21 protein-coding genes are annotated in these 23,640 nt (G+C 71.2%); 7 read left to right on the top strand and 14 right to left on the bottom strand.

Translation table 11 applies throughout. The annotated features are described in order from the left end of the window. Positions 1-44: 44 nt before the first annotated feature. Positions 45-1,724, bottom strand: a complete 1,680-nt coding sequence (locus BJ969_RS06405; protein ID WP_184477918.1) for a DUF885 domain-containing protein — start codon at positions 1,722-1,724, stop codon at positions 45-47. 114 nt (positions 1,725-1,838) lie between these two features. On the opposite strand from BJ969_RS06405, the gene BJ969_RS06400 reads away from it, so the two are divergent. The 3 genes from BJ969_RS06400 to crtI all read left to right on the top strand — a co-directional run bounded on the left by BJ969_RS06400 (position 1,839) and on the right by crtI (position 5,226). After that, complete coding sequence (locus tag BJ969_RS06400) at positions 1,839-2,519, top strand: DUF3153 domain-containing protein (protein ID WP_343071258.1); 681 nt, start codon at positions 1,839-1,841, stop codon at positions 2,517-2,519. A gap of 170 nt (positions 2,520-2,689) precedes the next feature. Beyond that, on the top strand, positions 2,690-3,766 hold the full coding sequence (locus BJ969_RS06395; protein ID WP_184484901.1) for a polyprenyl synthetase family protein: 1,077 nt from the start codon (positions 2,690-2,692) through the stop codon (positions 3,764-3,766). Continuing rightward, positions 3,766-5,226 (top strand): phytoene desaturase family protein, encoded by a 1,461-nt coding sequence (gene crtI, locus BJ969_RS06390; RefSeq protein ID WP_184477917.1) that lies wholly within the window; start codon positions 3,766-3,768, stop codon positions 5,224-5,226. The genes BJ969_RS06395 and crtI overlap by 1 nt, the downstream gene beginning before the upstream one ends. 237 nt (positions 5,227-5,463) lie before the next feature. Here crtI and BJ969_RS06385 read toward each other — a convergent pair whose 3' ends face one another. Then, on the bottom strand, positions 5,464-5,988 hold the full coding sequence (locus tag BJ969_RS06385; protein ID WP_343071257.1) for a VanZ family protein: 525 nt from the start codon (positions 5,986-5,988) through the stop codon (positions 5,464-5,466). Positions 5,989-6,426: 438 nt separating this feature from the next. Beyond that, on the bottom strand, positions 6,427-6,792 hold the full coding sequence (locus BJ969_RS06380; RefSeq protein WP_266090171.1) for an Rv2175c family DNA-binding protein: 366 nt from the start codon (positions 6,790-6,792) through the stop codon (positions 6,427-6,429). Between the two features lie 193 nt (positions 6,793-6,985). Here BJ969_RS06380 and pknB point away from each other — a divergent pair, with 193 nt between their 5' ends. After that, the gene (gene pknB, locus BJ969_RS06375) at positions 6,986-8,998 is read left to right on the top strand and encodes a Stk1 family PASTA domain-containing Ser/Thr kinase (protein ID WP_246456694.1); all 2,013 of its coding nucleotides are present in this window, start codon (positions 6,986-6,988) and stop codon (positions 8,996-8,998) included. Between the two features lie 106 nt (positions 8,999-9,104). After that, a complete protein-coding gene (gene mptB / locus BJ969_RS06370) occupies positions 9,105-10,721 on the top strand; it encodes a polyprenol phosphomannose-dependent alpha 1,6 mannosyltransferase MptB (protein ID WP_184477916.1) in 1,617 nt (538 codons plus the stop codon). Between the two features lie 75 nt (positions 10,722-10,796). Here the strand turns inward: mptB and BJ969_RS06365 are convergent, their stop codons facing one another. The 9 genes from BJ969_RS06365 to BJ969_RS06325 all read right to left on the bottom strand — a co-directional run bounded on the left by BJ969_RS06365 (position 10,797) and on the right by BJ969_RS06325 (position 20,733). Continuing rightward, complete coding sequence (locus BJ969_RS06365; protein ID WP_184477915.1) at positions 10,797-11,792, bottom strand: zinc-dependent alcohol dehydrogenase family protein; 996 nt, start codon at positions 11,790-11,792, stop codon at positions 10,797-10,799. 340 nt (positions 11,793-12,132) lie between these two features. Next, positions 12,133-12,948, bottom strand: coding sequence for a carbohydrate ABC transporter permease (locus BJ969_RS06360; protein WP_184477914.1), 816 nt, complete (start codon positions 12,946-12,948; stop codon positions 12,133-12,135). Next, positions 12,945-13,868 (bottom strand): carbohydrate ABC transporter permease, encoded by a 924-nt coding sequence (locus BJ969_RS06355; protein ID WP_184477913.1) that lies wholly within the window; start codon positions 13,866-13,868, stop codon positions 12,945-12,947. Before BJ969_RS06355 ends, BJ969_RS06360 begins: the two co-directional genes overlap by 4 nt. Then, a complete protein-coding gene (locus BJ969_RS06350; RefSeq protein ID WP_184477912.1) occupies positions 13,865-15,220 on the bottom strand; it encodes an ABC transporter substrate-binding protein in 1,356 nt (451 codons plus the stop codon). The genes BJ969_RS06355 and BJ969_RS06350 overlap by 4 nt, the downstream gene beginning before the upstream one ends. A 22-nt stretch (positions 15,221-15,242) precedes the next feature. After that, the gene (locus BJ969_RS06345) at positions 15,243-16,004 is read right to left on the bottom strand and encodes a DeoR family transcriptional regulator (protein ID WP_184477911.1); all 762 of its coding nucleotides are present in this window, start codon (positions 16,002-16,004) and stop codon (positions 15,243-15,245) included. 588 nt (positions 16,005-16,592) lie between these two features. Further along, complete coding sequence (locus tag BJ969_RS06340) at positions 16,593-17,978, bottom strand: class II 3-deoxy-7-phosphoheptulonate synthase (protein WP_184477910.1); 1,386 nt, start codon at positions 17,976-17,978, stop codon at positions 16,593-16,595. 189 nt (positions 17,979-18,167) lie between these two features. After that, positions 18,168-19,205: a 6-phosphofructokinase gene (locus tag BJ969_RS06335; RefSeq protein ID WP_184477909.1), complete on the bottom strand. Its 1,038-nt coding sequence runs from the start codon at positions 19,203-19,205 to the stop codon at positions 18,168-18,170. 149 nt (positions 19,206-19,354) lie between these two features. Continuing rightward, positions 19,355-19,855: a polyadenylate-specific 3'-exoribonuclease AS gene (locus BJ969_RS06330; RefSeq protein ID WP_184477908.1), complete on the bottom strand. Its 501-nt coding sequence runs from the start codon at positions 19,853-19,855 to the stop codon at positions 19,355-19,357. Positions 19,856-19,965: 110 nt separating this feature from the next. Next, complete coding sequence (locus BJ969_RS06325; RefSeq protein WP_184477907.1) at positions 19,966-20,733, bottom strand: 1-acyl-sn-glycerol-3-phosphate acyltransferase; 768 nt, start codon at positions 20,731-20,733, stop codon at positions 19,966-19,968. A 176-nt stretch (positions 20,734-20,909) separates the two neighbouring features. Here BJ969_RS06325 and BJ969_RS06320 point away from each other — a divergent pair, with 176 nt between their 5' ends. Next, positions 20,910-21,677 carry an alpha/beta fold hydrolase gene (locus BJ969_RS06320; protein WP_184477906.1) on the top strand — a complete coding sequence of 256 codons (768 nt, stop codon included), beginning with the start codon at positions 20,910-20,912 and terminating at the stop codon, positions 21,675-21,677. Further along, positions 21,674-22,117, top strand: coding sequence for a DUF308 domain-containing protein (locus tag BJ969_RS06315; RefSeq protein ID WP_184477905.1), 444 nt, complete (start codon positions 21,674-21,676; stop codon positions 22,115-22,117). The genes BJ969_RS06320 and BJ969_RS06315 overlap by 4 nt, the downstream gene beginning before the upstream one ends. A 9-nt stretch (positions 22,118-22,126) precedes the next feature. On the opposite strand, the gene BJ969_RS06310 is transcribed toward BJ969_RS06315, so the two are convergent. Together BJ969_RS06310 and BJ969_RS06305 are read right to left on the bottom strand one after the other, a co-directional pair. After that, positions 22,127-23,089, bottom strand: a complete 963-nt coding sequence (locus tag BJ969_RS06310) for an ROK family protein (protein ID WP_184477904.1) — start codon at positions 23,087-23,089, stop codon at positions 22,127-22,129. Continuing rightward, positions 23,083-23,622 carry a hypothetical protein gene (locus BJ969_RS06305; RefSeq protein WP_246456692.1) on the bottom strand — a complete coding sequence of 180 codons (540 nt, stop codon included), beginning with the start codon at positions 23,620-23,622 and terminating at the stop codon, positions 23,083-23,085. Before BJ969_RS06305 ends, BJ969_RS06310 begins: the two co-directional genes overlap by 7 nt. Positions 23,623-23,640: the final 18 nt, after the last annotated feature.

The following is a 23,640-nucleotide window of genomic DNA, read 5'->3' as shown; positions in this document are numbered from 1 at the left end:
GACGGGAATCCCCCGGCCGGACGTCCGACCGGGGATCAGCGCGCTCACAGCTCGGCGAGCTGCTCCCGGAGGGTGTCGAGGCCCATCGAGCCGAGTTCGAGCGCTCGGCGGTGGAAGTCCTTCGAGTCGAAGGCCGAGCCGTAGCGGGCCCGCGCGTCGTCCCTGGCGGCCCGCCAGAGGCGCTCGCCGATCTTGTAGGACGGTGCCTGCCCCGGCCAGCCCAGGTAGCGGTCGATCTCGTCGTGCACCTGCGCCGGTTCGGCCACGGTGCGGGTGAGCATGAACTCGGCGCCCAGCTGCGGAGTCCACCGCTGCCCCTCGTGGAAGCCGGTACCCGCGGGGATCTCCAGCTCCAGGTGCATCCCGATGTCGACGATCACCCGCGCGGCGCGGAACAGCTGGTCGTTGAGCATGCCCAGCAGGTCGCCGTCGTCGCCGAGGTAGCCGAGCTCGCGCATCAACCGCTCGGCGTAGAGCGCCCAGCCCTCGGCGTGCCCGGAGACCACGCAGGCCAGCCGCTGGAACTTGTTCAACCGGTCCGCCTGGTGCACGGCCGTGGCGATCTGCAGGTGATGTCCCGGCACGCCCTCGTGGTAGACGACCGTGGTCTCCCGCCACGTCGGAAACTCCTCCCGGTCCGCGGGCACCGACCACCACATCCGGCCCGGCCGGGTGAACCCGTCCGTCGGGCCCGTGTAGTAGGCGCCGACGCCGCCGCCGGGAGGGGCGATGCGGCACTCCAACGCCATCAGCTCGTCGGGAATGTCGAAGTGCGTTCCGCGCAGGTCCTGCAACGCCTGGTCGGACAGCCGCTGCATCCACTGCTGCAACCCGTCCTGGCCGTGCACCCGGTACCGGGGGTCGACGTCGAGCTGAGCGGCCGCCTCGGCGAGCGTCGCGCCGGGGCGGATGCGGTCGGCGACCTGCTTCATCTCGGCCTCGATGGAGGCGAATTCCTCCCAGCCCCACTCGTAGGCCTCCCGCAGGTCCAGCGCGGCGCCGGTGAAGTACCGCGACCACAACCGGTACCGCGACTCGCCCACCGCGTCGGCCTGCGGCGCCTTCGGCGCGAGCTCGGTGCGCAGGAACTCCGCGAGCTCCGCGTAGGAACGCGCCGCGCTGCCGGCAGCCGCGTCCAGCTCCGCGCGCAGCGAATCCGCGACCTCCGCGCGGCCGACGAGGCTCGCGAAGTACGAGCTCCGGCCACCGGCCCCCGCCCAGGTCTCGCACTGCTCGGCGACCTTGGTGACCTGGCGGATCGCGGCCACGTCACCGCGCGCGGCGGCCTCCGTGAGCCCGGCGCGCAGGTTCGCCACGGCCGCCGGCATCCGCTCCAGCCGCCGCGCGATGGTGCGCCACTGCTCGGGCGTGTCGGTGGGCATCAGGTCGAAGATCTGCCGCAGGTTCTGCACCGGGCTGGCGATCACGTTCAGCGCGGCCATGTCCGCGCCGGCCTCGTGCAGCTCCACGTCCAGCCCGATGCGCTCCAAGAACACCGCCTTGGCGGCGCGCTCCGCGGCGTCGGCGGGTTCGGCCGCGGTCATCTCCGCCAGCGACCGGCGGGCCAGCTCGCCACGAGCGCGGTGCGCGTCGGGCGAGTAATCGGTCAACAGCTCATCACCACCCGGAAGGCCGAGGGCCGTCGCCTCGATCGGGTCCAGCACGGCGAGTTCGTCCACGAAACGGTCGCTGATCTGGTGCACGCCACTGCTCTCGGATGCCATGTGGCGAAGGTTATCGCGCTGCGGAACGGGCTTCGCCACCTTCAGTGTTCGCCGGTGATCGCGCGCTCGTCGCGCGCACGGCGATCAGCCGAGGCCGGTGCGAGCATCACCGGCGTGCGAGGCGAAACGATGCGCGGCGGCCCGCGGGCCACCCTGATGTTGCTGATGGCCCTGGTCGGCGTGCTGCTCAGCGGGTGCCTGCACACCGACGCGTCGGTGACGCTCGCCGACGACGACACGGCGTCCGGCGAGCTGCTGCTGACCACCGAGACCCCGGACGGCCAGGTGCCGTTCCGCCTGCGCCCGCCGGAGGACCTCGCGAACCGGGTGCAGGTCGCGCCGTACTCCGAGCAAGGCCGGGTCGGGTCGCGGCTGACGTTCAAGCAGCTGGACTTCGAGGAGCTGGAACGGCTCAGCAACGCGCTCAGCCCGTCCGATTCCCGGTACAACGTGCACCTGGAGCGGCAGGGCTCGCTGGTGGAGTTCACCACGATGCTGGACCTGACCCCGCTGGCCGACACCGACTCGTCCGTCCAGATCGAGCTGACCGCGCCGGGCGAAGTGACCACCACCAACGGCAAGGAGAGCTCCGGGGTCGTCACGTGGGCGCCGGAACCGGGCGAGGTCAGCGAGCTGACCGCCACGTTCCAGTACTCCGGCTCCGGGATGGGCGTCGGCTTCGTGTGGACGATGCTGCTGGCCGGGCTGACGTTGTGCGTCGTGGTCGCCGTCGCCTTCCTCGCGCAGCGCTCGCACGAGCGGGAACGCGCGGAATCCGACGAGCGCGTGCTCTGATCGCCCACCGGCTGATCGCAGTGGCCGCCCGCCCCGTTCACCACCGGGCCGGACGCGTCCCGCAGGATAGGGCCGTGCCCATCAAGGAATCCGCACCGCAGCTGAACCGCCCCGAGGATCCGGTCCGCGCCGGCGGAGCGCGGGACGAGGACACGACCATCGAGGACCCCGTGGAATCCGACCTCCCCGGTCAGGTGCAGCGCACCCTCACCGAACACCTGGAATCCCGGCTGGCCGAGTGCGCCGAACTCGACGGCGGTTTCGCCACGGCCGTGCAGGAGCTGAGCAGGTTCGTGCTCGGCGGCGGCAAGCGCATCCGGCCCACGTTCGCGTGGTGGGGGTGGCGCGCGGCGGGCGGTGACGCGACGGGCCCCGCCGCCGAGGCGATGCTGCGGGCGGCGAGTTCGCTGGAACTCATCCAGGCCTGCGCGCTGGTGCACGACGACCTGATCGACGAGTCCGACACCCGCCGCGGCCACCCGACGGTGCACCGCAAGTTCGCCCGGACCCACTACGAGGAGCGCTGGGCCGGGGGTGCCGCGCAGTTCGGCATGAGCGCGGCCGTGCTGCTCGGCGACCTGGCGCTGGCCTGGGCCGACGACATGCTGCACACCGCCGGCCTTGAACCGGCCGCGCTGGGCCGCGGGCTGCGGCCGTGGCGGGCGATGCGCACCGAGATGCTCGCCGGGCAGTACCTCGACGTGTTCAGCCAGGTCCGCGGTGACGAGACGCCGGAGGCGGCGCTGCGGGTCGCGGAGCTCAAGTCCGCCTCCTACACGATCGCGCGCCCGCTGCAGCTCGGCGCGGAGATCGCGGGAGCCGACCAGCGGACGCTGGCCGCGCTGGAGAGCTTCGGCCACGACATCGGGGTGGCGTTCCAGCTGCGCGACGACCTGCTGGGCGTGTTCGGCGACCCGGCGGTCACCGGCAAGCCCGCCGGGGACGACCTGCGGGAGGGCAAGCGCACGCTGCTCATCGCGGAAGCGGTCCGGGCGGCCCGCGCGCAGGGCGACGACCACGCCGTGGCGGAGCTGCGCGCGGTGCTCGGCGACCCCGACGTCTCCGCCGAGCGGATCGAATCGGCCCGTGCGCAGCTGGTGCGGCTCGGCGCGCAGCAGGCCGTGGAGGAGCGGATCGCCGAGCTCACCCGCGGCGCGCACCGGACGCTGGAAGCGGCAGGCTTCGCCGAACCGGCGGCGACCAGGCTCGGGGAGCTCGCGGTGGCCGTCACCGACCGGACCCGCTGATGCGCCGGGTGCCGGGCCGCACCGGCCACGTCGTGGTGGTCGGCGCGGGCCTGGCCGGTCTCTCCTGCGCGCTGCACCTCGCCGGTGCCGGGCGCGAGGTCACCGTCGTCGAACGCGACGCGCTGCCGGGTGGCCGGGCCGGGCTGCTGGAGCTCGACGGCTACCGCGTGGACACCGGTCCCACCGTGCTGACCATGCCCGACCTGGTCGACGAGGCGCTGTCCGCGGTCGGCGACTCGCTCGCGGAACGGCTCGACCTGATCCCGCTGCACCCGGCCTACCGGGCGCACTTCGCGGACGGCTCGGCGTTGGACGTGCACACCGACGCCGACGCGATGGAGCAGGAGGTCCGCCGGTTCGCCGGCGCCGAGGAGGCGGCCGGGTACCGGCGGCTGCGGCGCTGGCTCACCGAGGTGCACCGGGCCGAGATGGGCCGGTTCATCGACGCCAACTTCGACTCGCCGCTGAACCTGGTCACGCCCGAGCTGGGCAGGCTGGCCGCGCTGGGCGGCTTCGGGCGGCTCGGCCCCGCGATCGGGCGGTTCCTGCGGGACGAGCGGCTGCGCCGGGTGTTCTCCTTCCAGGCCCTCTACGCGGGGCTGGATCCGCGGCGGGCGCTGGCGCTGTACGCGGTGATCTCGTACATGGACACCGTCGGCGGCGTGTGGTTCCCGCGCGGGGGCATGCACGCGCTGCCGACCGCGATGGCCGACGCCGCGGCGGCAGCCGGGGTGCGGTTCCGCTACGGCGCCGAGGTCGACCGCCTGGAGCAGCGCGGCGGGCGGGTCACGGCCGTGCACGCGGGCGGTGATCGGATCGAGGCGGACGCGGTGGTGCTCACGCCGGACCTGCCGGTGGTGCACCGGCTGCTCGGCGGGCGGGCCCGGCGGCTGCGCTGGTCGCCGTCGGCGGTGGTGGTGCACGCGGGCACCACTCGCAGCTGGCCGGGCACCGCGCACCACACGATCTCGTTCGGCGCGGCCTGGGAGAGCACCTTCACCGAGATCATCCGGCGCGGCCGGTTGATGAGCGACCCGTCGCTGCTGGTCACCCGCCCGACGGCGAGCGATCCGGCGCTGGCTCCGGACGGCAGGGAGCTGCACTACGTGCTGGCGCCGTGCCCGAACCTGCGCACCGCGGACTTCGACTGGGACCGGGTCGGCCCGGCCTACCGGGACGAGCTGTTCGCGACGCTGGAGGCGCGCGGCTTCGACGGCTTCGCCGCGTCGGTGGATGTGCAGCGCACGGTCACGCCCGTCGAGTGGGCCGCGCAGGGGCACGCCGCGGGCACGCCGTTCTCCGCCGCGCACACCTTCGCCCAGACCGGCCCGTTCCGGCCGCGCAACCTGCTGCGCAGCCCGGAGAACGTGGTGCTGGCAGGTTCGGGCACCACTCCGGGAGTGGGAGTTCCCCCGGTGCTGATCTCCGGGAAACTCGCGGCCCGGCGCATCACGGGATGATTATTCCGCTCGCATAACACGTCCGGAACCTGGAACTCCCCGAAATCGCCGGAAACGGTCGTCTTTTCGGCACGACTCGAATGTCGGCGCACCGCCAGCCACCGCGCGATCACAAAGGGTTCACCAGCGGAAAAATTCGGGAAATCCGGCGAAGCAGGCGGCACCCGACATTCAAGGCGAGGACCGTCCGGCCCTCGCCTTGAATTCGTCGCGGCGGAACAGCCCGCCGTCGGCCGGTCAGATCCCCGAGCGCGCGTACTGCGGACGCAACGCGTGCCGCGGCGGAGCGCTCGGCCGGGCCGCGGTGAGCGCCTGCGGCAACCGGCCCCACCACGGCCTGGTCACCAACGCGCCGAGCACCGCACCGGTGGCGTTGAGCAGCACGTCGTCGGCCGAGACTACCCGGCCGGTGAGCACGGTGTACTGCAAGAACTCGATGCCGCAGGTCACCGCCAGCGCACCCAGCGAAATGCGGGCCCAGCCGCCGAACCAGGACACGCGCACCGGCACCAGCGCCCCGAACGGCGCGAGCAGCAGCAGGTTGCCGGCCAGCTGCAGCCACGGCAGCAGATCACCGGGCGCGGCCTGCAACGCCACGCCCAGGTCGGCGCCCGGCACCAGCCGCACCGCGACACCGGACATCGCCGGTTGCGGCGCGGCGACCAGGTATCCCACCAGGAACAACGAATAGAGCAGAACGGCGTCGACGACGGACACGAACAACGCGGGAACGACGGTGAACCTGCGACTGCGCACTATCACGGCGAACACTGCGGCGGCAACGGTCAACAACAGGTACGAGGTCGCCGCCGGGACCAAAGCACTCCAGACCGTGGCGAATGGGCGCACCGATTCCCAGTCCTTCCTTTTCCGGCCGCGCCCCATCGCCACGCGTAACGCAGGAGCGGGCGCGACGATGCGGATCCGAGTTCGCCCACCATGAGAACATCTGAACGTGTCATCACGTTTCAATCACGGTACCCATTCGGTGAACGCACGCCCACATCGCCGGGTGCCGCGCCGCGATCCCGTTCCCGCCCTCGACCCGCCGGCCGCGCACTGCCCTGCGAGAACAACGGTGCCGGGCCGCTGCGAAGCGGCCCGGCACCGGGGTGGAACGGATGTCGGCTGTTGTTCATCTCTCCGGGTCAGCCGAGGCCCGGAGGCGGCGCGGGGAAACGACCTCCGCGCGACCGCGGTCTAGAAGCCCATCGCCTGCGCCCTCCGCTTCACCTCACGTCCGCGGTCGCCGCGCAACGCGTCGATCGGCGTGCCCGGCAGCGTGTCGTCGGCGGTGAACAACCAGGTCAGGATCTCGTCCTCGTTGTAGCCGTTGTCCCGGAGCAGGGTGATCGTGCCACCCAGCCCCTTCACGACCGCGGTCTCGCCGAGGAACGCGGCGGGCACGACGAGGATGCCGTCCCGGCGCATGGCGAGCAGGTGTCCGTCACGGATCATTTGGTGCACCCGGGTGACCACCAGTCCCAGACGCTCGGCGACGTCGGGCAGCGGTGTCATCTCCACATCAGGAGCAAGCACATCCGGGGCAGCGGGGATAGCACTCACCTGGGACACGATGCCACAACCCCGCGCCGGGAGCGTGCCCCGGAAGGGTCATCATCGATACCGCGCGGCACCCGCCGAACGCGCTCCGCCACCGGACGACGTCCCGGTGCGCACCGGGCGGAGGTACGGTCGGTGACTCCTGGAACAATCGTCGCAGGCAAGCGGACATCCCTGCGGTTGGCGGACACACACCATGACCCCTGAAACACGACCCGGACGCGGTACGGAGCTCGTCGGGGCCATGCTGGAGCGCCGGTACCGGGTGGATTCGGTGATCGCGCGCGGCGGCATGTCCGTCGTCTACCGCGGACTGGACACCCGGCTGGACCGGCCGGTCGCGCTGAAGGTGATGGATTCGCACTACTCGGCGAACCCGTCGTTCGTGGAGCGCTTCGAGCTGGAGGCCCGCTCCGCCGCCCGGCTGCACCACCCCGCGGTGGTCGCCGTGTACGACCAGGGCGTGGACCGGGAGATCGACGGGGACCACGTGTACCTGGTGATGCAGCTCGTGGAGGGCTGCACGCTGCGGGAAGTGCTGCTGGAACAGGGCGTGCTGTCGCTGCCCATGGCGGTGAGCGTGCTGCGCCCGATGCTGTCCGCGCTGGCCGCCGCGCACCACGCGGGCATGGTGCACCGGGACATCAAACCGGAGAACGTGCTGGTCGGACTGGACGGCTCGGTGCAGGTCGCCGACTTCGGGCTGGTGCGCGCGACCGCGACGGCGGGCAGCACCACCGGCAACGTCATCCTCGGCACCGTCGCCTACCTGTCCCCGGAGCAGGTGACCACCGGTGACGCCGACGCGCGCACCGACGTCTACTCCGCCGGGGTCGTGCTCTACGAGCTGCTGACGGGACGCCCGCCGTTCGGCGGGGACACCGCGCTGTCGGTGGCCTACCAGCACGTGAACGCCGACGTTCCGCCGCCGAGCGAGGTCACCCCGGAGCTGCCGCCCGCGATCGACGACCTGGTGCTGCGCGCGACGCGGCGCGACCCGGCGGGCCGCCCGGCCGACGCCGCGGCCTTCCTGCACGAGCTGGAGCGCATCAGCACCGAGCTGGGCCTGCGCCCGGTGCCGGTTCCGGTGCCCGTCTCGGAGCAGCGCACGGAGATGGTCTCCACGGACGCGGGCGGGCCGCCGACCGAGCGGATCGCCCCCATCACCGAGGCCTCCGTGCCGGAGGCGACCGCCCCCTACGACCACGGCGGCCCGCAGGGCACCCGCGCGATGCCGCGCCCGGCGGCCGACGAGGAGACCACGCACGAGATCGCGGCGGTCCGCCCGTCGCCCGCCGAGCTGCACGAGCAGGAGCGCAAGCGCGGCGGCCGCCGGTTCGCCCTGTGGACGCTGGCGATCCTGGTGATCGCGGGCCTGCTCGGCGGGACCGCCTGGTGGATGGGCAGCGGTCGCTACATCCAGGTGCCGCGGGTGACCGGGGAGACCGAGGAAGTGGCCTCGCAGGTGCTGCGCGGCGCGGACCTCACCCCGGAGATCACCCGGCAGCTCGACGACGACGTGCCCGCAGGCACCGTGATCAGCTCCTCGCCGAAGCAGGGCTCGCGGATCCTCAGCGGGCAGTCGGTGGAGCTCGTGGTGTCCTCGGGCAGGCCGAAGGTCCCCGACATCGCGGCGGGCACCAGCGTCGACGACGCGCAGCAGGCGCTGCGCGCCGCGTCGCTGCAACCCGAACGCGACACCTCCGCCGACCAGTACGACTCCTCCATCCCCGAGGGCGCGGTGATCAGCGTCGATCCGGGGCCGGGCACCGAACTGGCGATCAGCTCGCAGGTGCGCCTGATCGTGAGCAAGGGGCCGCCGCCGGTGCCGGTGCCGGACGTGACGGGGGCGAGCAAGGACGAGGCGTTCGCCGCGCTCAGCGCCGCCGGGTTCGAGCCGTACGAGTCGGGGCGGCAGTTCGACTCGAACGTCGAGGCCGATCACGTGATCACCACCGATCCGGCGGCGAACACGGTGGTGGAGCTGTCCGGCAAGCCCCGGGTGGGCGTGGTGCTGTCGAACGCCGTGACGGTGCCGGACCTCAACGGCAAGGGCACCGACCAAGCCCAGCAGGAGCTCGCGGCGCTGGGCTTGGGGCTCGAGGTGCACTCGTTCTTCCAGCGGCCGGACGCCATGATCATCGGTCAGCTGCCGCTGCCGGGCAGCAAGGTCGAACCGGGCTCGACGGTGGGCGTCACGGCACTGTGACCGGAAGTTGATCACACGTTAACCGGCTCCCGGTTGATCACGAAGTGGTCAACCGGGAGTGGTCTCGACCGGTGGCTGATCGCCGTGTGGAAACATGGTGCGCACGATGCCCCCGAGTCCACCCAGCCGACCGGACGCCCCGGCCGAGGCCCATCGGGCCCGACGCGGTGCCGATGCCGCCATCCCGAATCCTGACTCCGCAGGACGCGATCAGAGCACTCCGCACCGCCGCCGATTACCGCTGCGGACCATCGCACTGGGGACGATCGGTTCGCTGCTGCTGCTGGCCGGCTCGTTCGGAGGCGCCGGAGTCCTGGTGCACGATCCGATCCTCGGCTCCGGTCCGCTCTCGGCGATGCGCTACGGCCACGGTCGCGACCTCGCGCTGGCCGTGCTCTACACCGGTTTCGGCGTGCTGGTCTGGGCGTGGGTGCGGCTGGGCCGCGGTGTCCTGGCGCAGCTGGTGGACGCGCGCGGCGTGCTCGCGGCCACCGCCGCGTGGATCCTGCCGATGCTGATCACTCCACCGCTGTTCACCAGGGACGTCTACAGCTACCTGGGCCAGGGGCTGCTCGCGCTGCACGGGATCGACCCCTACTCCGTCGGCCCCTCGACGCTGACCGGTCCGATCCCGGACAACGTGCACCCGACGTGGCAGACGACACCCGCGCCGTACGGCCCGTTGTTCATGGGCATCGCCAAGGGCGTCATCCTGATCGCCGGCGACGGCATGATCTCCAGTGTCATCGTGATGCGCCTGGTGCTGCTCTGCGGTCTGGTCATGTTGATCTTCGCATTGCCCGGCCTGGTGCGGGAACTCGGGGGCCGGTTGCCGGTGGCGCTGTGGCTCGTCGCGGCCAGCCCCATGACGGTCGTGCACCTCGTCGGCGGTCCGCACAACGACATGCTCATGATCGGGCTGCTGGCGCTCGGCACCCTGCTGATGCTGCGCGGCAAGCACGCGGGCGGCATCGCGCTGGTGACGCTCGCGATGACCATCAAGGCGACCGCCGGAGTGGCGTTGCCGTTCCTGGTGTGGATCTGGGCGGCGCGGCTGCCGGGCGGCCGCTGGGAGCGCCTGCTGCGCGCGGGCGCCGCCTCGGTGGCGATCTTCGTCCCGGTGTTCGCGGCGACCATGGCGCTGGCCAAGGTCGGCTTCGGCTGGCTGCCCGCGCTGTCGGCGCCCGGCATGATCGTGAACTACCTGTCCGCCCCGACCGGCGTGGGACAGGCCGTGCACAGCCTCGTGTCGCTGTTCGTCGAGGTGGATCGCGGTCCGTTCGTCGACGTGGGCCGCGCGCTCGGCTCGCTGGCCTTGGCCGGGGTGCTGATCTGGCAGTGGTGGCAGGCCCAGGACGGCGGGACGACCGCCGTGCGCCGCGCCGCGATCGCCCTGCTGGCCGCCGCACTGCTGTCCCCCGTGGTGCTGCCCTGGTACCTGACGTGGGGCTTGGCGCTGGGCTGCGCGCTGCGGTGGACGCCGCGCGCGCTGTCCTACGTGGTGGGGTCCTCGGTGGCGCTGGTGCTCGCCTACTACCCGGACGGGGAGCAGGCGATGTACAACTGGCCGTTCGTGGCCGTGGGCATCGGAGCCGCGGTGCTCGCCGGGTTGTCGCTGGTGCGGTTCGACCCGCTGGGCCTGAACCGCCTCCGCCGCGGCGCGGCCGACCCCGCCGAGTTCGACGGGATCGGCCCGGCGCCCAGGGGTTCGACCAAGAGCTGACTCCGCGAACTCACCCGCGGCGGAGGGTCCGCCGCCGCCCGGCCGGACGGGGGCGGGCCGGGCGGTGGCGGAAGATCACGCCGAGGGCAGGACCTGGGTCTTGAGGCCGGCGCCGGTGCGGAACTCCTCCAGCGCGGACGCGTAGTCGTTCAGGCCCGCCGTGTTGGTGATCAGCGCGTCCGAGTCGACGGCACCGGAGACCAGCAGGTCCCGCGCCCGGTCGAAGCTGTTGTGCACCGCCATCGAACCGACGATGGTGATCTCCTCGTTGTAGACCTTGAACGGGGAGAAGTTCGCGCTCGCCTTCGCGTCGGCGACGCCGAACTGCAGGAACGTGCCCGCCTTGCGGACGCGGCCCAGGCCGTCCTCGATGGCGGCGACCACGCCGGTCGCGTCCACGACGAGGTCCCAGCCGTCGCGGTCCAGCTCCGCCGCGTCGGTGGCCACCGCGCTCACGCCCATCGAACCGGCCACGTCGAGCCGGTCCTGCCTGCGGTCCACCACCGACAGCGTGTTGACCCCGGCCCGCTTGAGCAGCTGGGCCAGCAGCAGGCCCATCGTGCCCGCGCCGTAGATCAGCACGTCATCGGTGAGGTCGTGCGGCACCTTGTCCAGCCCGTGCACCGCGCAGGACAGCGGTTCGATCAGCGCCGCCGCGGTCGCCGGCGTACCGGCGGGCAGCGGGTAGCACTTCTTGGCCTGCACCTGCACGTACTCGGCGGCGCCACCGGGCGAGCTGATGCCGATCGCCTGCCAGGGCTCGCACAGGTTGCCCTTGCCCTTGCGGCAGTACCGGCACTCACCGCAGGGCAGCGACGGGTCGACCGCCACGAGGTCTCCCTCGGCGAGGCGGGTGACCTCGCCGCCCACCGCGACCACTCGCCCGGCGAGCTCGTGGCCCGGGGTGATCGGGTAGTTCACCACCGGGATCTCCCCGTCCACCAGGTGGAGGTCGGTGCCGCAGAGCCCGCAGGCGTCCACCGCAACCACGACATCGTTGGGCCCCGGAGTCGGGTCGGGCACCGTGGTGACCGTGATCTGACCGGGACCTTCGACGACGACCGCACGCATGCCGGCCATCCTTTCCTCTCGCCTCTCCCCAAGCGGACGCGTCGCGCCCACCCGCTCATTGCACGCCGCCACCGCGGCCCGGTGGGTGCTCCACCGCTGCCCCGCTGCCGGCGTCGTGAGGTGCCCGGCTCCTGCTCGGTGGCGGAGCCGGTCACCTCGACCGGATCACCCGGGACGTCCGGGGAACCGGTGGTGCGGCGGGGCGGACCGGTGGCACTGCGTCCACCCGGCCCGCCCCGGTCGCGGCCGCCGGCGGCGAGCACCGCCGCGTCGATCGGTGTCGCCGGAACCGGCGGCCGCGTCGTTCAACTCGGGTCCGGCCGAACCGGAACCGGGCCGATCACTTCAGCGCGCCCATGGACAGGCCGCGCACCAGCTGGCGCTGCGCGATCCAGCCGACGATGACGACGGGCAGCACCGCCAGCGTCGCCGCCGCCGACAACCGCGCCCAGTACAAGCCCTCGCTGGTGATGAACCCGACCAGGAACACCGGCACCGTCGGCCCGTTGATCGCCGTCAGGTTCACCGCGAAGAAGAACTCGTTCCAGGCGAAGATCGCGCAGATCAGCGCGGTCGCGGCGATGCCGGGAGCCACCATCGGCAGCAGCACCTTGGTGAGCTCGGTGCGCAGCCCGGCGCCGTCGATCTTCGCCGCCTCCAGCACCTCCGCGGGCACTTCCTGGAAGAACGAGCGCATCATCCACACGGCGATGGGCAGGTTCATGCCGGTGTAGAGCAGCACCAGGGCCCACACGTTGTCCAGCAGGTTGATCTGCTGGGCCGCCACGAAGATCGGCACGATCGCCGCGACGACCGGCAGCATCTTCGTGGAGATGAAGAAGAACAACGCGTCCTTGGTGCCCTTCACCGGCCGGATGGACAGCGCGTAGGCCGCCGGAACGGCGAACGCCACCACCAGCAGGCACGACACGACCGTCGCGATCAGCGAGTTGGCCAGGTACGGCCCGAGCCCGCTGTCGAAGACCAGCTTGTACTGGTCCAGCGTCGGCGCGAACACGAACGTCGGGGTGTCGGTGTAGGCGTCGGCTTCCTGCTTGAACGAAGTGAGCACCATCCAGAACACCGGGAACACGAAGAGGATCCCGAGTGCCCAGGCGATGATCGTCAGTGCGGTCCCTCCCGCGCGGCGCTTCATTCCGAAACCTCCTTGCCGGAAATGGCGGTGAAGATCGCGCGCAACGCGAAGGTGGCCACGATGATGGTCAGGATCACGACCACGACGCCGAGCGCGGCCGCCTGGCCGACGTCGAAGCCCTGGAAGACCCGCTGGTACAGGTAGAACGGCAGGTTGGTGGTGGCGATCCCCGGACCGCCCTGGGTCATCATGAAGATCTCGTCGAACGTGTTCACGACGTAGATCGATCCCAGCAGCCCCGCGAGCTGGATGTAGCGGCGCAGGAACGGCAGCGTCATGAAGCGGAACGTCTGCCAGGTGCTCGCGCCGTCCATCTTGGCGGCTTCGAGGATGTCCCGCGGCTGGCTCTGCAACCCGGCCAAGATGATCAGCATCATGAACGGCGTCCAGCGCCAGACCAGCGCGGCCAGCACCGAGGCCATCGGGTACTCGCCGACCCAGTCGATGCCGCCGAGCCCGATCGGGCCGAGCACGGCGTCCACCAGGCCGTAGGTCGGGTCGAGCATGCTGGTCTTCCACAGCAGCGCGGAGGCGACCGGCATGATCAGGAACGGGGTGATGAGCATGGTGCGCACCACGCCGCGCCCGAAGAACGGCCGGTCCAGCAGCAGCGCCAGGCCCAGGCCCAGCACCAGCGCCACCAGCACGCACCCGACGGTGACGATCACCGTGTTCAGCGCGGCCGTGTAGAACTCGCTGTCGGTGAAGACGTCGGCGTAGTTGGACAGCCCGGTGAAGCCCCACGAACCGGGGTTGAGCAGGTTCCACGAGTGCAACGAGTAGAAGATCGTCGCGAGGAACGGTGCCTGCGTGATGATGATCGTGAAGATCAACGCGGGCAGCAACGGCCCCCGGCGGGACCACTTCTCCTTGCGGCTGAGGCTGGCGCCCTTCGCCGCGGTCATCTCAGCAGTGGTCATGGCCGGTAGTTCTCCCCCACTGTCTCGGCGTACTGCTGCGCCTGCTCCAACGCTTCGTCCACGGTCTTGGCCCCGGAGATGGCAGCGGACATCTGCTGGCTCACCCGGGTGCCGAGGTCGACGAACTCGGGGATGCGCACGAACTGCAACCCCTCGTAGGGCGTGGGCTGGGAACTCGGCTTGGTCTGGTCCACGCGGCCGATGCCGTGCAGGGTCTGCTGGCCGAAGGCCGCGGCGGCCTTCTTGTACTCCGGCATCTCGTAGGTGGACTGGCGGCTGCCGGGCGGCAGGTTCTGCCAGCCGAGGTTCTCACCGACGGTCCGCAGGTAGTCCTTCGACGTGGACCAGGCGATGAAGTCCCAGGCCTCGTCGGGCATCTCGGTGGTCTTCGGGACCGCGAGCGCCCAGGTGTAGAGCCAGCTGGCCGGCTTTCCACCGGGGCCGGTCGGCGCGTTCGCGTAGCCGACCTTGCCGGAGACGTTGCTCTCCTTCGGGTCCTCCAAGGTGCCCGCCGACGACGTCGAGTCGAACATCATCGCGGCATTGCCCTGGCCGAACTCGGTGAGGCATTCGCTGAAGCCGCTGCTGGACGCGCCCGGCTCGCCGTAGTCGCGCACCAGGTTCACGTAGAAGTTCGCCGCCTCCCGCACCTCGGGGGAGTCGAGCTGCGCGTTCCACTGCGGGTCGAACCAACGGCCGCCGAACGAGTTGATCATCGTGTTGAGCGGGGCCATCACCTCGCCCCAGCCGGGCAGCCCGCGCAGGCAGATGCCCGCTCGCCCGCTCGCGTCGTCGTCGAGCTTGGCCGCCATGTCGGCGACCTGCTGCCACGTGGGGTTCTCCGGCATGGTCAACCCGGCCTGCTGGAACAGGTCCTTGCGGTAGTTCAGCAGCGCCGTCTCGCCGTAGAACGGGGCAGCGTGCATCCGCCCCTGGTAGGACAGCGATTCCCGGATGGACGGGATGAAGTCGTCCTTGTCGTAGCCCGGAGTCGCGGTCATCCGCGAGTCCAGGTCGTGCAGCCAGCCGTTGGCCGCCCAGATCGGGGTCTCGTAGTTGCTGACCATCACCACGTCGAACTGGCCGCTACCCGTGGCCACCGACTGGGTGATCTTGTCCCGCGCCTGGTTCTCCGGCAGCGAGATGAACCGCACCCGCACGTCGGGATGCTGCTGCTCGAACTCTCCGACGAGTTCCTGCATGTCCTCCATCTGCGGGTTCGACACCACAGCCACCCGCAACACCCGGCGCCCATCGCCGGAACCGATCGCCCCCGCTCCCGCGCAACTCGCGGTGAGCAGCACCGCCGCCATCATGGCGACCAGCGACCACCATTTCCTGCCGAAATTCATCGGCATCCCTTTCTGCCGTTGCTCACGCTCGCACCACCTGCGGGCCGATCGCCTCGATGTCCTCGGCGATGCCCTGGTCCAGCCCGGTGTCGGTGACCAGCACGTCGATCTCGGAGAGTTCGCCGTACCGGTGCAGCGACACCGGACCGATCTTGCTGTGGTCCGCGAGCAGGACCCGTCGTCGCGCCCCGCGCAACATCAGTGTTTTGATCTCCGCTGAGTTCTGATCCGGAGTGGTCAGGCCCCGATGCAGGGAAACCCCATCGGTGCCCAGAAATGCGACATCGGCGAAGACCTCGCGCCATCGCTGCGCGGCCCAGGATCCGACACCGCCGTTGGTGGTCACGCGCACCCGTCCACCGGGGGTGAGCACGGACAGGTTGGGCCTGGCCGCCAACGAGACGGCGATGCTCAAGCTGTCGGTGATCACGGTCAGCGGACGGTCGGCAGGCAGCAGTTCGGCGAACCGGGCACATGTGGTGCCGGACTCGATGAGGATGGCGCCCTCGGCGGGCAGTTCACCGAGCGCGGCCCGCGCGATGCGGGTCTTCTCGGCGACCATCACGTTCTCCCGGGCGGAGAGCTGCGGATCGAAGCTCCACCGCTCCACCGGAATCGCACCCCCGTGCACGCGGTGCAGGAGTCCGTGCTCCTCGAGCACGGTCAGGTCCCGTCTGATCGTCTCCGGGGTCACTTGAAGTTCCCCCGCGAGCCCGGTCACGTCGACGCGGCCCTCCTGCCTCGCACGCTCGACGATGAGCTGCTGGCGTTCACGCGCGTACACCCAGGCGGCCTCCGGTCTCGACCCCGATTCCGATGCCCGAATCGGTCCGCTTTCATCTGACCGCGTTTGTTTATCTTGTGGTTGCAGTCACCGTCAAGGGTGCGTGACTAGCAATATGACCAGGTTCAGCGCTGACAGCTCCGGTCCGCATTCGGAGGGTGACCACAGAAACACACACGGAAACAAACCGACTCGGAAACGATCGCCGCGTACCGCCGGGTACGCCCATCCGGCGCAGGCGGCTCGGCAACGGCACCACGCCCGCCCATCCCGTTCACCGGGCCAGGACCGAACCGGACGAACATCCCATTCCCGCAACGATGCGCCCCGCGCACGCCGACGGGCCGGGGTGAACCCACCCCGGCCCGTCGAATCCGGCGACTTTGTCGCAATTTCTTGTCAGCGGCGAAGCCGCTGAGCAGTGACCAGCCAGAGCAAGCCGACCACCGGCGGGTTCTCAGCTGCTTCCTCGCGAGGACAGCTTTTTCCCTCGTGGCGGAGCCACTCGGGAAAAAGATCCCGCAGCGAGGAAGCAGCTGAGGTTCCGCCACCCGACCCGCTAAGCAGGCCGAATACCGAGAACCAACCTCAAGTACGCAGCATCTCCGCGACGAGGAAGGCGAGTTCCAGGGACTGCTGCGTGTTCAGCCGCGGGTCGCAGGCCGTCTCGTAACGGCCCGCGAGGTCGGTGTCGGAGATGTCCTGAGCGCCGCCGAGGCACTCCGTGACGTCCTCACCGGTCAGCTCGATGTGGATGCCACCGGGGTGGGTCCCGAGCCGGTGGTGCACCTCGAAGAAGCCCTGCACCTCGTCGACGACGCGGTCGAAGTGCCGGGTCTTGTAGCCGGTGCTGGCCTCGTGGGTGTTGCCGTGCATCGGATCGCACTGCCACACCACCTGGTGCCCGGCGGCGGTGACCTTCTCCACGATCGGCGGCAGCAGGTCTCGCACCTTGCCGTTGCCCATCCGGCTGATCAGCGTGAGCCTGCCGGGTTCGCGGTTCGGGTCGAGCCGCTCCACGTACTCCACGGCCATCTCCGGCGTGGTCGTCGGCCCGATCTTCAGGCCGATCGGGTTCGCGATCTGCTCGGCGAACGCGATGTGCGCGTGGTCGAGCTGGCGGGTGCGGTCCCCGATCCAGAGGAAGTGCCCGGACAGGTCGAACAGCCGCGGCGAGCCCTGCGAGTTGTCCAGCCGCAGCATGGCCCGCTCGTAGTCCAGGACCAGCGCCTCGTGGCTCGCGTACAGGTCGACCGCGTGCAGGCTGGAGTCGTCCACCCCGCAGGCCGCCATGAACCGCAGGCCGCGGTCGATCTCCGCGGCCACCGACTCGTAGCGCTCCCCGGCGGGCGAGTTGAGCACGAAGTCCTTGTTCCAGTCGTGCACCTTCGTCAGCGCCGCCATGCCACCGCTGGTCATCGCGCGGGACAGGTTCATCGCGGCGCTCGCGTTGGCGTAGGCCCGGATCAGCCGCGACGGGTCGTGCTTGCGGGCCTCTTCGGTGGCGATCAGCGAGTTGACCATGTCGCCGCGGTAGCTGGGCAGGCCGAGCGCGTCGGTCGAGCTGGACCGCGGCTTGGCGTACTGCCCGGCGAGCCTGCCGAGCTTCACCACCGGCATGCTCGCGCCGTAGGTGAGCACGACCGCCATCTGCAGCAGGGTGCGGATGTTGCCGCGGATGTGCGGCTCGGTGTTGTCCGCGAAGGTCTCCGCGCAGTCTCCGCCTTGCAGCAGAAACGCCTCACCGCGAGCGACGGCGGCGAGCTGGCCGCGCAGCCGGTCGACCTCGGAGGGGACGGTCACCGGCGGCACGCTCTCCAGCACCTTGCGGACCTTGGAAACCTGTTCCTCGGGCCACTCGGGCTGCTGTGCGGCGGGCAGCGTCAGCGCCTCGTCCAGGCGGGCGCGCATCTCAGGGGGCAGCGGAGGAAGTTCCGGCAGCTCATCAACCGGAACATCGACGGTCCAATTCACATTTGCCAGGATAGGCCGTATTGGCCAGTGATTTTCACGCGGGAGAGACGGAACGCACGTCGGCCACCCGCAGGACGAATCGATTCACCCGCTCAGCCGCCCCGGCGGCTCGCCCGGACCGCGCGAACGGGAACGCCGCCCCTCCGGTGGACCCCCGGCGGGGCGGCGTCGTCGGTCCTGGTCCAGCGGTCAGCCGAACAGGACTTCGGCTTCCGCGTAGCGCGACAGCGGGACGGTCTTGAGCTTCGCCGTCGCCTCGGCCAGCGGGACGCGCACGATGTCGGTGCCGCGCAACGCGACCATCTTGCCGAACGCGCCCTCGCTCACCGCGTCCACGGCGTGCAGTCCGAACCGAGTGGCGAGCACCCGGTCGTAGGCGGTGGGCGTACCGCCGCGCTGGGTGTGGCCGAGGACCACGGCGCGGGATTCCTTGCCGGTGCGCCGGGACAGCTCGTCGGCCAGCCAAGTGCCGACGCCGCCGAGCCGGACGTGCCCGAACGCGTCGGTCTCCCCGGTCTGCAGCACCTCTTCGCCGTCCTGCGGGATGGCGCCCTCGGCGACGACGATGATCGGCGCGTACTGCCGCTCGAAGCGCTGCTGCACCCAGTCGCAGACCTGGTCGACGCTGAACCGCTTCTCCGGCCCGAGGATCACGTTCGCTCCCCCGGCCAGCCCGGCGTGCAGCGCGATCCACCCGGCGTGGCGGCCCATCACCTCCACGACCAGCGCGCGGTGGTGCGACTCGGCGGTGGTGCGCAGCCGGTCGATGGCCTCGGTGGCGATGTGCACCGCGGTGTCGAAGCCGAAGGTGTAGTCCGTGGCGTCGAGGTCGTTGTCGATCGTCTTCGGCACGCCCACCACCGGAACGCCGTCCTGGGTGAGCCGCTCGGCGACGCCGAGGGTGTCCTCGCCGCCGATCGCGATCAGCGCGTCCACCTCGTGCTCGGCGAGGGTCCGCTTGATCCGCTCGACCCCGTCGGTCTCCTTGTACGGGTTGGTGCGCGACGAGCCGAGGATCGTGCCGCCGCGGGCGAGGATGTCCTCCACCGCGTCCAGCCCGAGCGGCATGGTGTTGCCCTCCAGCGGTCCTTGCCAACCGCTGCGAAAACCGACGATCTCGTGCCCGTGCACCGCGATGCCCTTGCGCGTCACCGCGCGCAGCACCGCGTTCAGCCCTGGACAGTCGCCGCCACCGGTCAACACACCGATACGCGTTCCAGCCGGCATCGTCGCCGCCTCCCTTGATCCGCTCCACAGTGATCTGGATCTCGTGGCGAGCCTGTCACGGCCTGTATCGGTGCAGCAAGTACTCCGTCCGGGGGACGAACCGGGCAGCACGCCCACCCGGTCGACCGGAACACCTGGTCAGCGCGCGATCACACGGGGAAACCGCGCTTGCGCTGCACCTCTTCGATGATCTTCCACCGGGTGAGGTTGTGGCGAGCGTCGGCGAGCGCGTCGTGGGCGTTGGCCGGCGCGGAGGGCAGCCGCGGCTTGCCGACGTCCTCCCAGCGCTGCCGCAGGTCCCGGGTGAACTTCGGGATCCGCGGCGGCAGCGCGGGCATCGCGCCCCACAACTGCGCCAGCGCCACGTGGTCGTAGGAAGCCAGCCAGGCCCACAGCTCGATGTCCTGATCGCGTGCGGTCAGGAACTCGTAGAGGTCGTCCCGGATCCGGCTGCGGGAACGCCAGGACTTGTCCGCGGGCGGTGGCAGCTGCGGCAGCACGTTCCTGCGCACCCACTGCCCGGCCCGGGACTCGTCGAACTCGGTGGACACGGCGTAGAACTCCCGCCCCGTCTCGTCCACCACCCCGATCGACACCAGGTCGATGGTCTGACCGTCCTCGATGAATTCACAGTCGTAGAAGAACCGCACGGTTCCAGCGTAAAGAGGCCGTTCACCCGGCAGGGGCCGACCCTCTGGCGCGGGCCGCCGACGGCCGTCGCTAGTGCGGGCCGGTTCGCGCTGCCGCGCGCCGCGCCCGCTCAGCCCGCTTGGGAGCGGGGAACCCGGTCGGCGCCGCCGGGCTTCTCGGAGCGGCCCTGCACGGTCCAGCCCGCGACGTGCTTGCCCTCGGCCGCGAGGTCGTCCTTGGCCTTCGAGGCGTAGATGTCCACGTACTCCTGCCCGGACAGCTCCATCAGCGCGTACATGATCTCGTCGGTGATCGAGCGCTCCACGAACCGGTCGCCCGCCAGGCCCTCGTAGCGGGAGAAGTCCAGCGGCTCGCCCACCTTCACGGTGACCTTGTGCGGGTACCACATCTTCGAGCCGATGGGGTTGACCTTGTCGGTGCCGAACATCGCGATCGGGATCACCTGCACGTCGGCTTCCAGCGCCATCCGCGCCACCCCGGTCTTGCCCTTGTAGAGCCGGCCGTCGGGCGAACGGGTGCCCTCGGGGTAGACGCCGAGCAGTTTGCCCTCCTGCAGCAGCCGCACCCCGGTGTCCAGGGCTGCCTGCGCGGCGGCACCGCTGGAGCGGTCGATCGGGACCTGGCCGACGCCGGAGAAGAAGTACTTCTGCAGCTTGCCCTTGATCCCGGTGCCGGTGAAGTACTCGCGCTTGGCCAGGAACGTCACCCGCCTCGGCATCATCAGCGGCATGAAGAACGAGTCGGCGACCGCGACGTGGTTGCTGACCAGGATCGCCGCGCCGGACTCCGGCACGTGCTCGACGCCCTCCACCCGTGGACGGCAGAACAGCCTCATGAGCGGACCGAGCACAATGCGCTTCATCACCCAGTACAGCACGCGCCGCTGCCTTTCTGAACACCCGGAATGCCTCGTTCAAGGTTACGGAGCCCGGTCACCGCGCACAATGCGACCCCGGTTGAGATGGATCAGGCACCTGGAGATCGCCCCGCGGAGGCCCCTCGCGTGCGACGATGAACCAGTAGCGGCGGACTGATTGCGGTAGGGAGGCTGCGGTGCCCGTTCTTCCCGGCGCCGAACCGTTCGTGCACGACGGGTCCGAGGACATCGGTGTGCTGCTGTGCCACGGGTTCACCGGAACGCCGCAGAGCATGCGGGGCTGGGGCGAGCACCTCGCCGCCGACGGGATCACGGTGCGCTGCCCGCGGCTTCCCGGCCACGGCACGGACTGGCGGGACCTCAACCGCACCGGCTGGAACGACTGGTACGCCGCCGTCGATCGGGAACTCGCGGAGCTGAACGGGCGGTGCCGCTCGGTGTTCGCGTTCGGGCTCTCGATGGGCGGCACGCTGACGCTGCGGCTCGCCCAGAACCACCCGGAGCTGTCCGGGATCGTGCTGGTGAACCCGTCGGTGACGACGCTGCGCCGGGACGCGTTCCTGCTGCCCGCGCTGTCCCGCGTGGTGCCCTCCCTCGCCGGGGTGGCCGGCGACATCGCCAAGCCCGGCGCCGTCGAAGTCGGCTACGACCGGACTCCGCTGCGCGCGGCGGCGAGCCTGCAGCGGTTGTGGCGGCTGGTGCGCGCGGACCTCGGCCGGGTGCGGCAGCCGGTGCTGCTGATGCGCTCGGCGACCGATCACGTCGTCGAACCCGCGAACTCCCGGATCGTGCTGGACGGCATCCGAAGCGGCGACGTCACCGAAGTCGTGCTGCGGGACAGCTTCCACGTGGCGACCCTCGACCACGACGCGCCGTCGGTGTTCGCCGGTAGCGTCGAGTTCGTCCACCGGATCCACCGCGAGCGCGTCGAGGAACCAGCATGAGCACGCGTCATGAGAACGCCGATGGCCCTGAGGACATCGACGCCGCCTTCGCAGAGATCGTCGCCGGCCTGGAACGGGACGAGCCGATGGCGCGCTGGCCCGAGGAGTCGACGCGCACCAGCTCAGAGGAGCCGCAACGGGCCGCCGAACCGGAGGTCGCCGAGTCGGCGCCGCGGGATTGGACGCCGCCCGCGGACGTCCCCGACGAGGGCCACTACGAGCCGCCGGAGCCGCCGCCGATGCCACGGCCGACGGTGACGACCATCGGCGGGATCACCCTGGTCGTGATCGGGATGACCTTGCTGCTGGTGCCGGGCCTGCTGGGGCTGGGCCCCACGGCGGCGCTGCCGATCGGCCTGGTCGCGGTGAGCGGCGGGATCGGCTGGCTCCTGTTCCGCATGCGCAAGACACCCCCGGACGACGACGGCGCCCAGCTCTGAGCCGAGCGGTCAGCGGGTGGAGGTGCGCGCCGTGCTCGCGATGTGCTCGCGGGCGAGGGTGGCCGCTCCGACGATCCCCGCTTCGTCGCCACGCTTGGCCACTCGGACCTGGGCGAGCGGGCGGTGCCCGGCACCGGTGACCGCCGCGGCGTAGTGCCTGCGGGCCTCCGGCAGGAACAGGTGCGCCGAACCGGAGACACCGCCGGCGAGGACCACGACCTCCGGGTCGTAGACGTCCGCGACCAGCGCCAATCCTTCGCCGAACCAGCGGGCGAGTTCGCCGACCGCGCGGGCCGCCACCGGATCGCCCTGCTCGGCGGCCTGCGCCACGCGTTCCCCGGTGATCTCGCCCGGGTCCTTGGCGGCCTCCGCCGCCAGCGGGGACGACGAGTCCTCCGCGAGCATCTCCAGCGCGGTGGTGGCCAGCGCCGTCCCGCTGCAGTAGCGCTCCCAGCACCCCCGCTTCCCGCAGGGGCAGGCCCGGCCGCCGGGGACGAGGCGCAGGTGCCCGAGTTCGGGGGCGACGCCGTGGGCACCGCGGAACACGTCGCCGTCGAGCACCAGCGCGCCGCCGATGCCGGTGCCGAGCGCGATGAGGGCGGCGACCTTCGCGCCCGCGGCGGCGCCGAAGCGCTGCTCGGCGATGGCCGCGGCGTTCGCGTCGTGCTCCAGGACGACCGGCAGCTCGACGCGGGCGGCGATGTTGTCGGCGACCGCCACGTGCCGCCACGGCAGGTGCGGGGCGAACCGCACGACCCGCCGGTCCTCGCTGACGAACCCGGCCACGGCGAGCCCGACGCCCGCCACCGGGTACCGGTCGGCCAGGCACAGCACGGTGTCGGCGATCGCCGAGTCGAGCTCGGGTCCGGTGCCCGCGGAGGGGACCCGCAGCGTTTCCAGCACGGTGCCCTGCGGGTCGACGACGCTGGCGCGCAGGCTGGTGCCGCCGACGTCGACGCCGACCGTCAGCACTCGGACTCCCCGGTCGCGGCGGTCCGTCCCGCTGCGGGGACGTGCGCGGCGGCCCGGCCGCGGACCCGGCGCACATCGATCCGCTGCACCTTCGGAGCGGGCGGCTCGGCGTCGCCGGAGTCGCCGGGAGCGGTCGGCGGCGCCGGTTCGGCGGGCGCGCGGCCGTGTTCGGCGAGGGATTCCCGCAGCAGCTCGACCAGTCCGGCGAGCTGCTCGGTCAACCGGGAGGTCGGCTCGGGGCGCTCACCGCGCAGCAGCGCCACGACCGCGCAGATCGGGCACCAGCCGCACGAGCTCGCCGATTCCGATCGTCGCCGGTCCGAGCCCTGGCCGGTTCCGTCCGCGTCGTCGGCGGCGTGCTCGGCGTGCTCGGCCCCGCCGGCGCCGCGCAGGTACTCCTCGGCACGCCACGCCGCCGCGTCGAGCAGCAGGCGGAACTCCTCGGTCACCCGGTCCCGCCCGGCGCCCGCGCCCGGCGCGCCCTCGGCGGTAGCCGCACCCGTCCCTGCGGGATCGGGATGTTCACCACGCATCTGGTCCACCACATCCAC

This window comes from Saccharopolyspora gloriosae, from assembly GCF_014203325.1.
GTDB lineage: Bacteria > Actinomycetota > Actinomycetes > Mycobacteriales > Pseudonocardiaceae > Saccharopolyspora_C > Saccharopolyspora_C gloriosae.
Note: the sequence above shows the minus strand (reverse complement) of the source record. Positions and strands in the feature narration are given on the sequence as shown.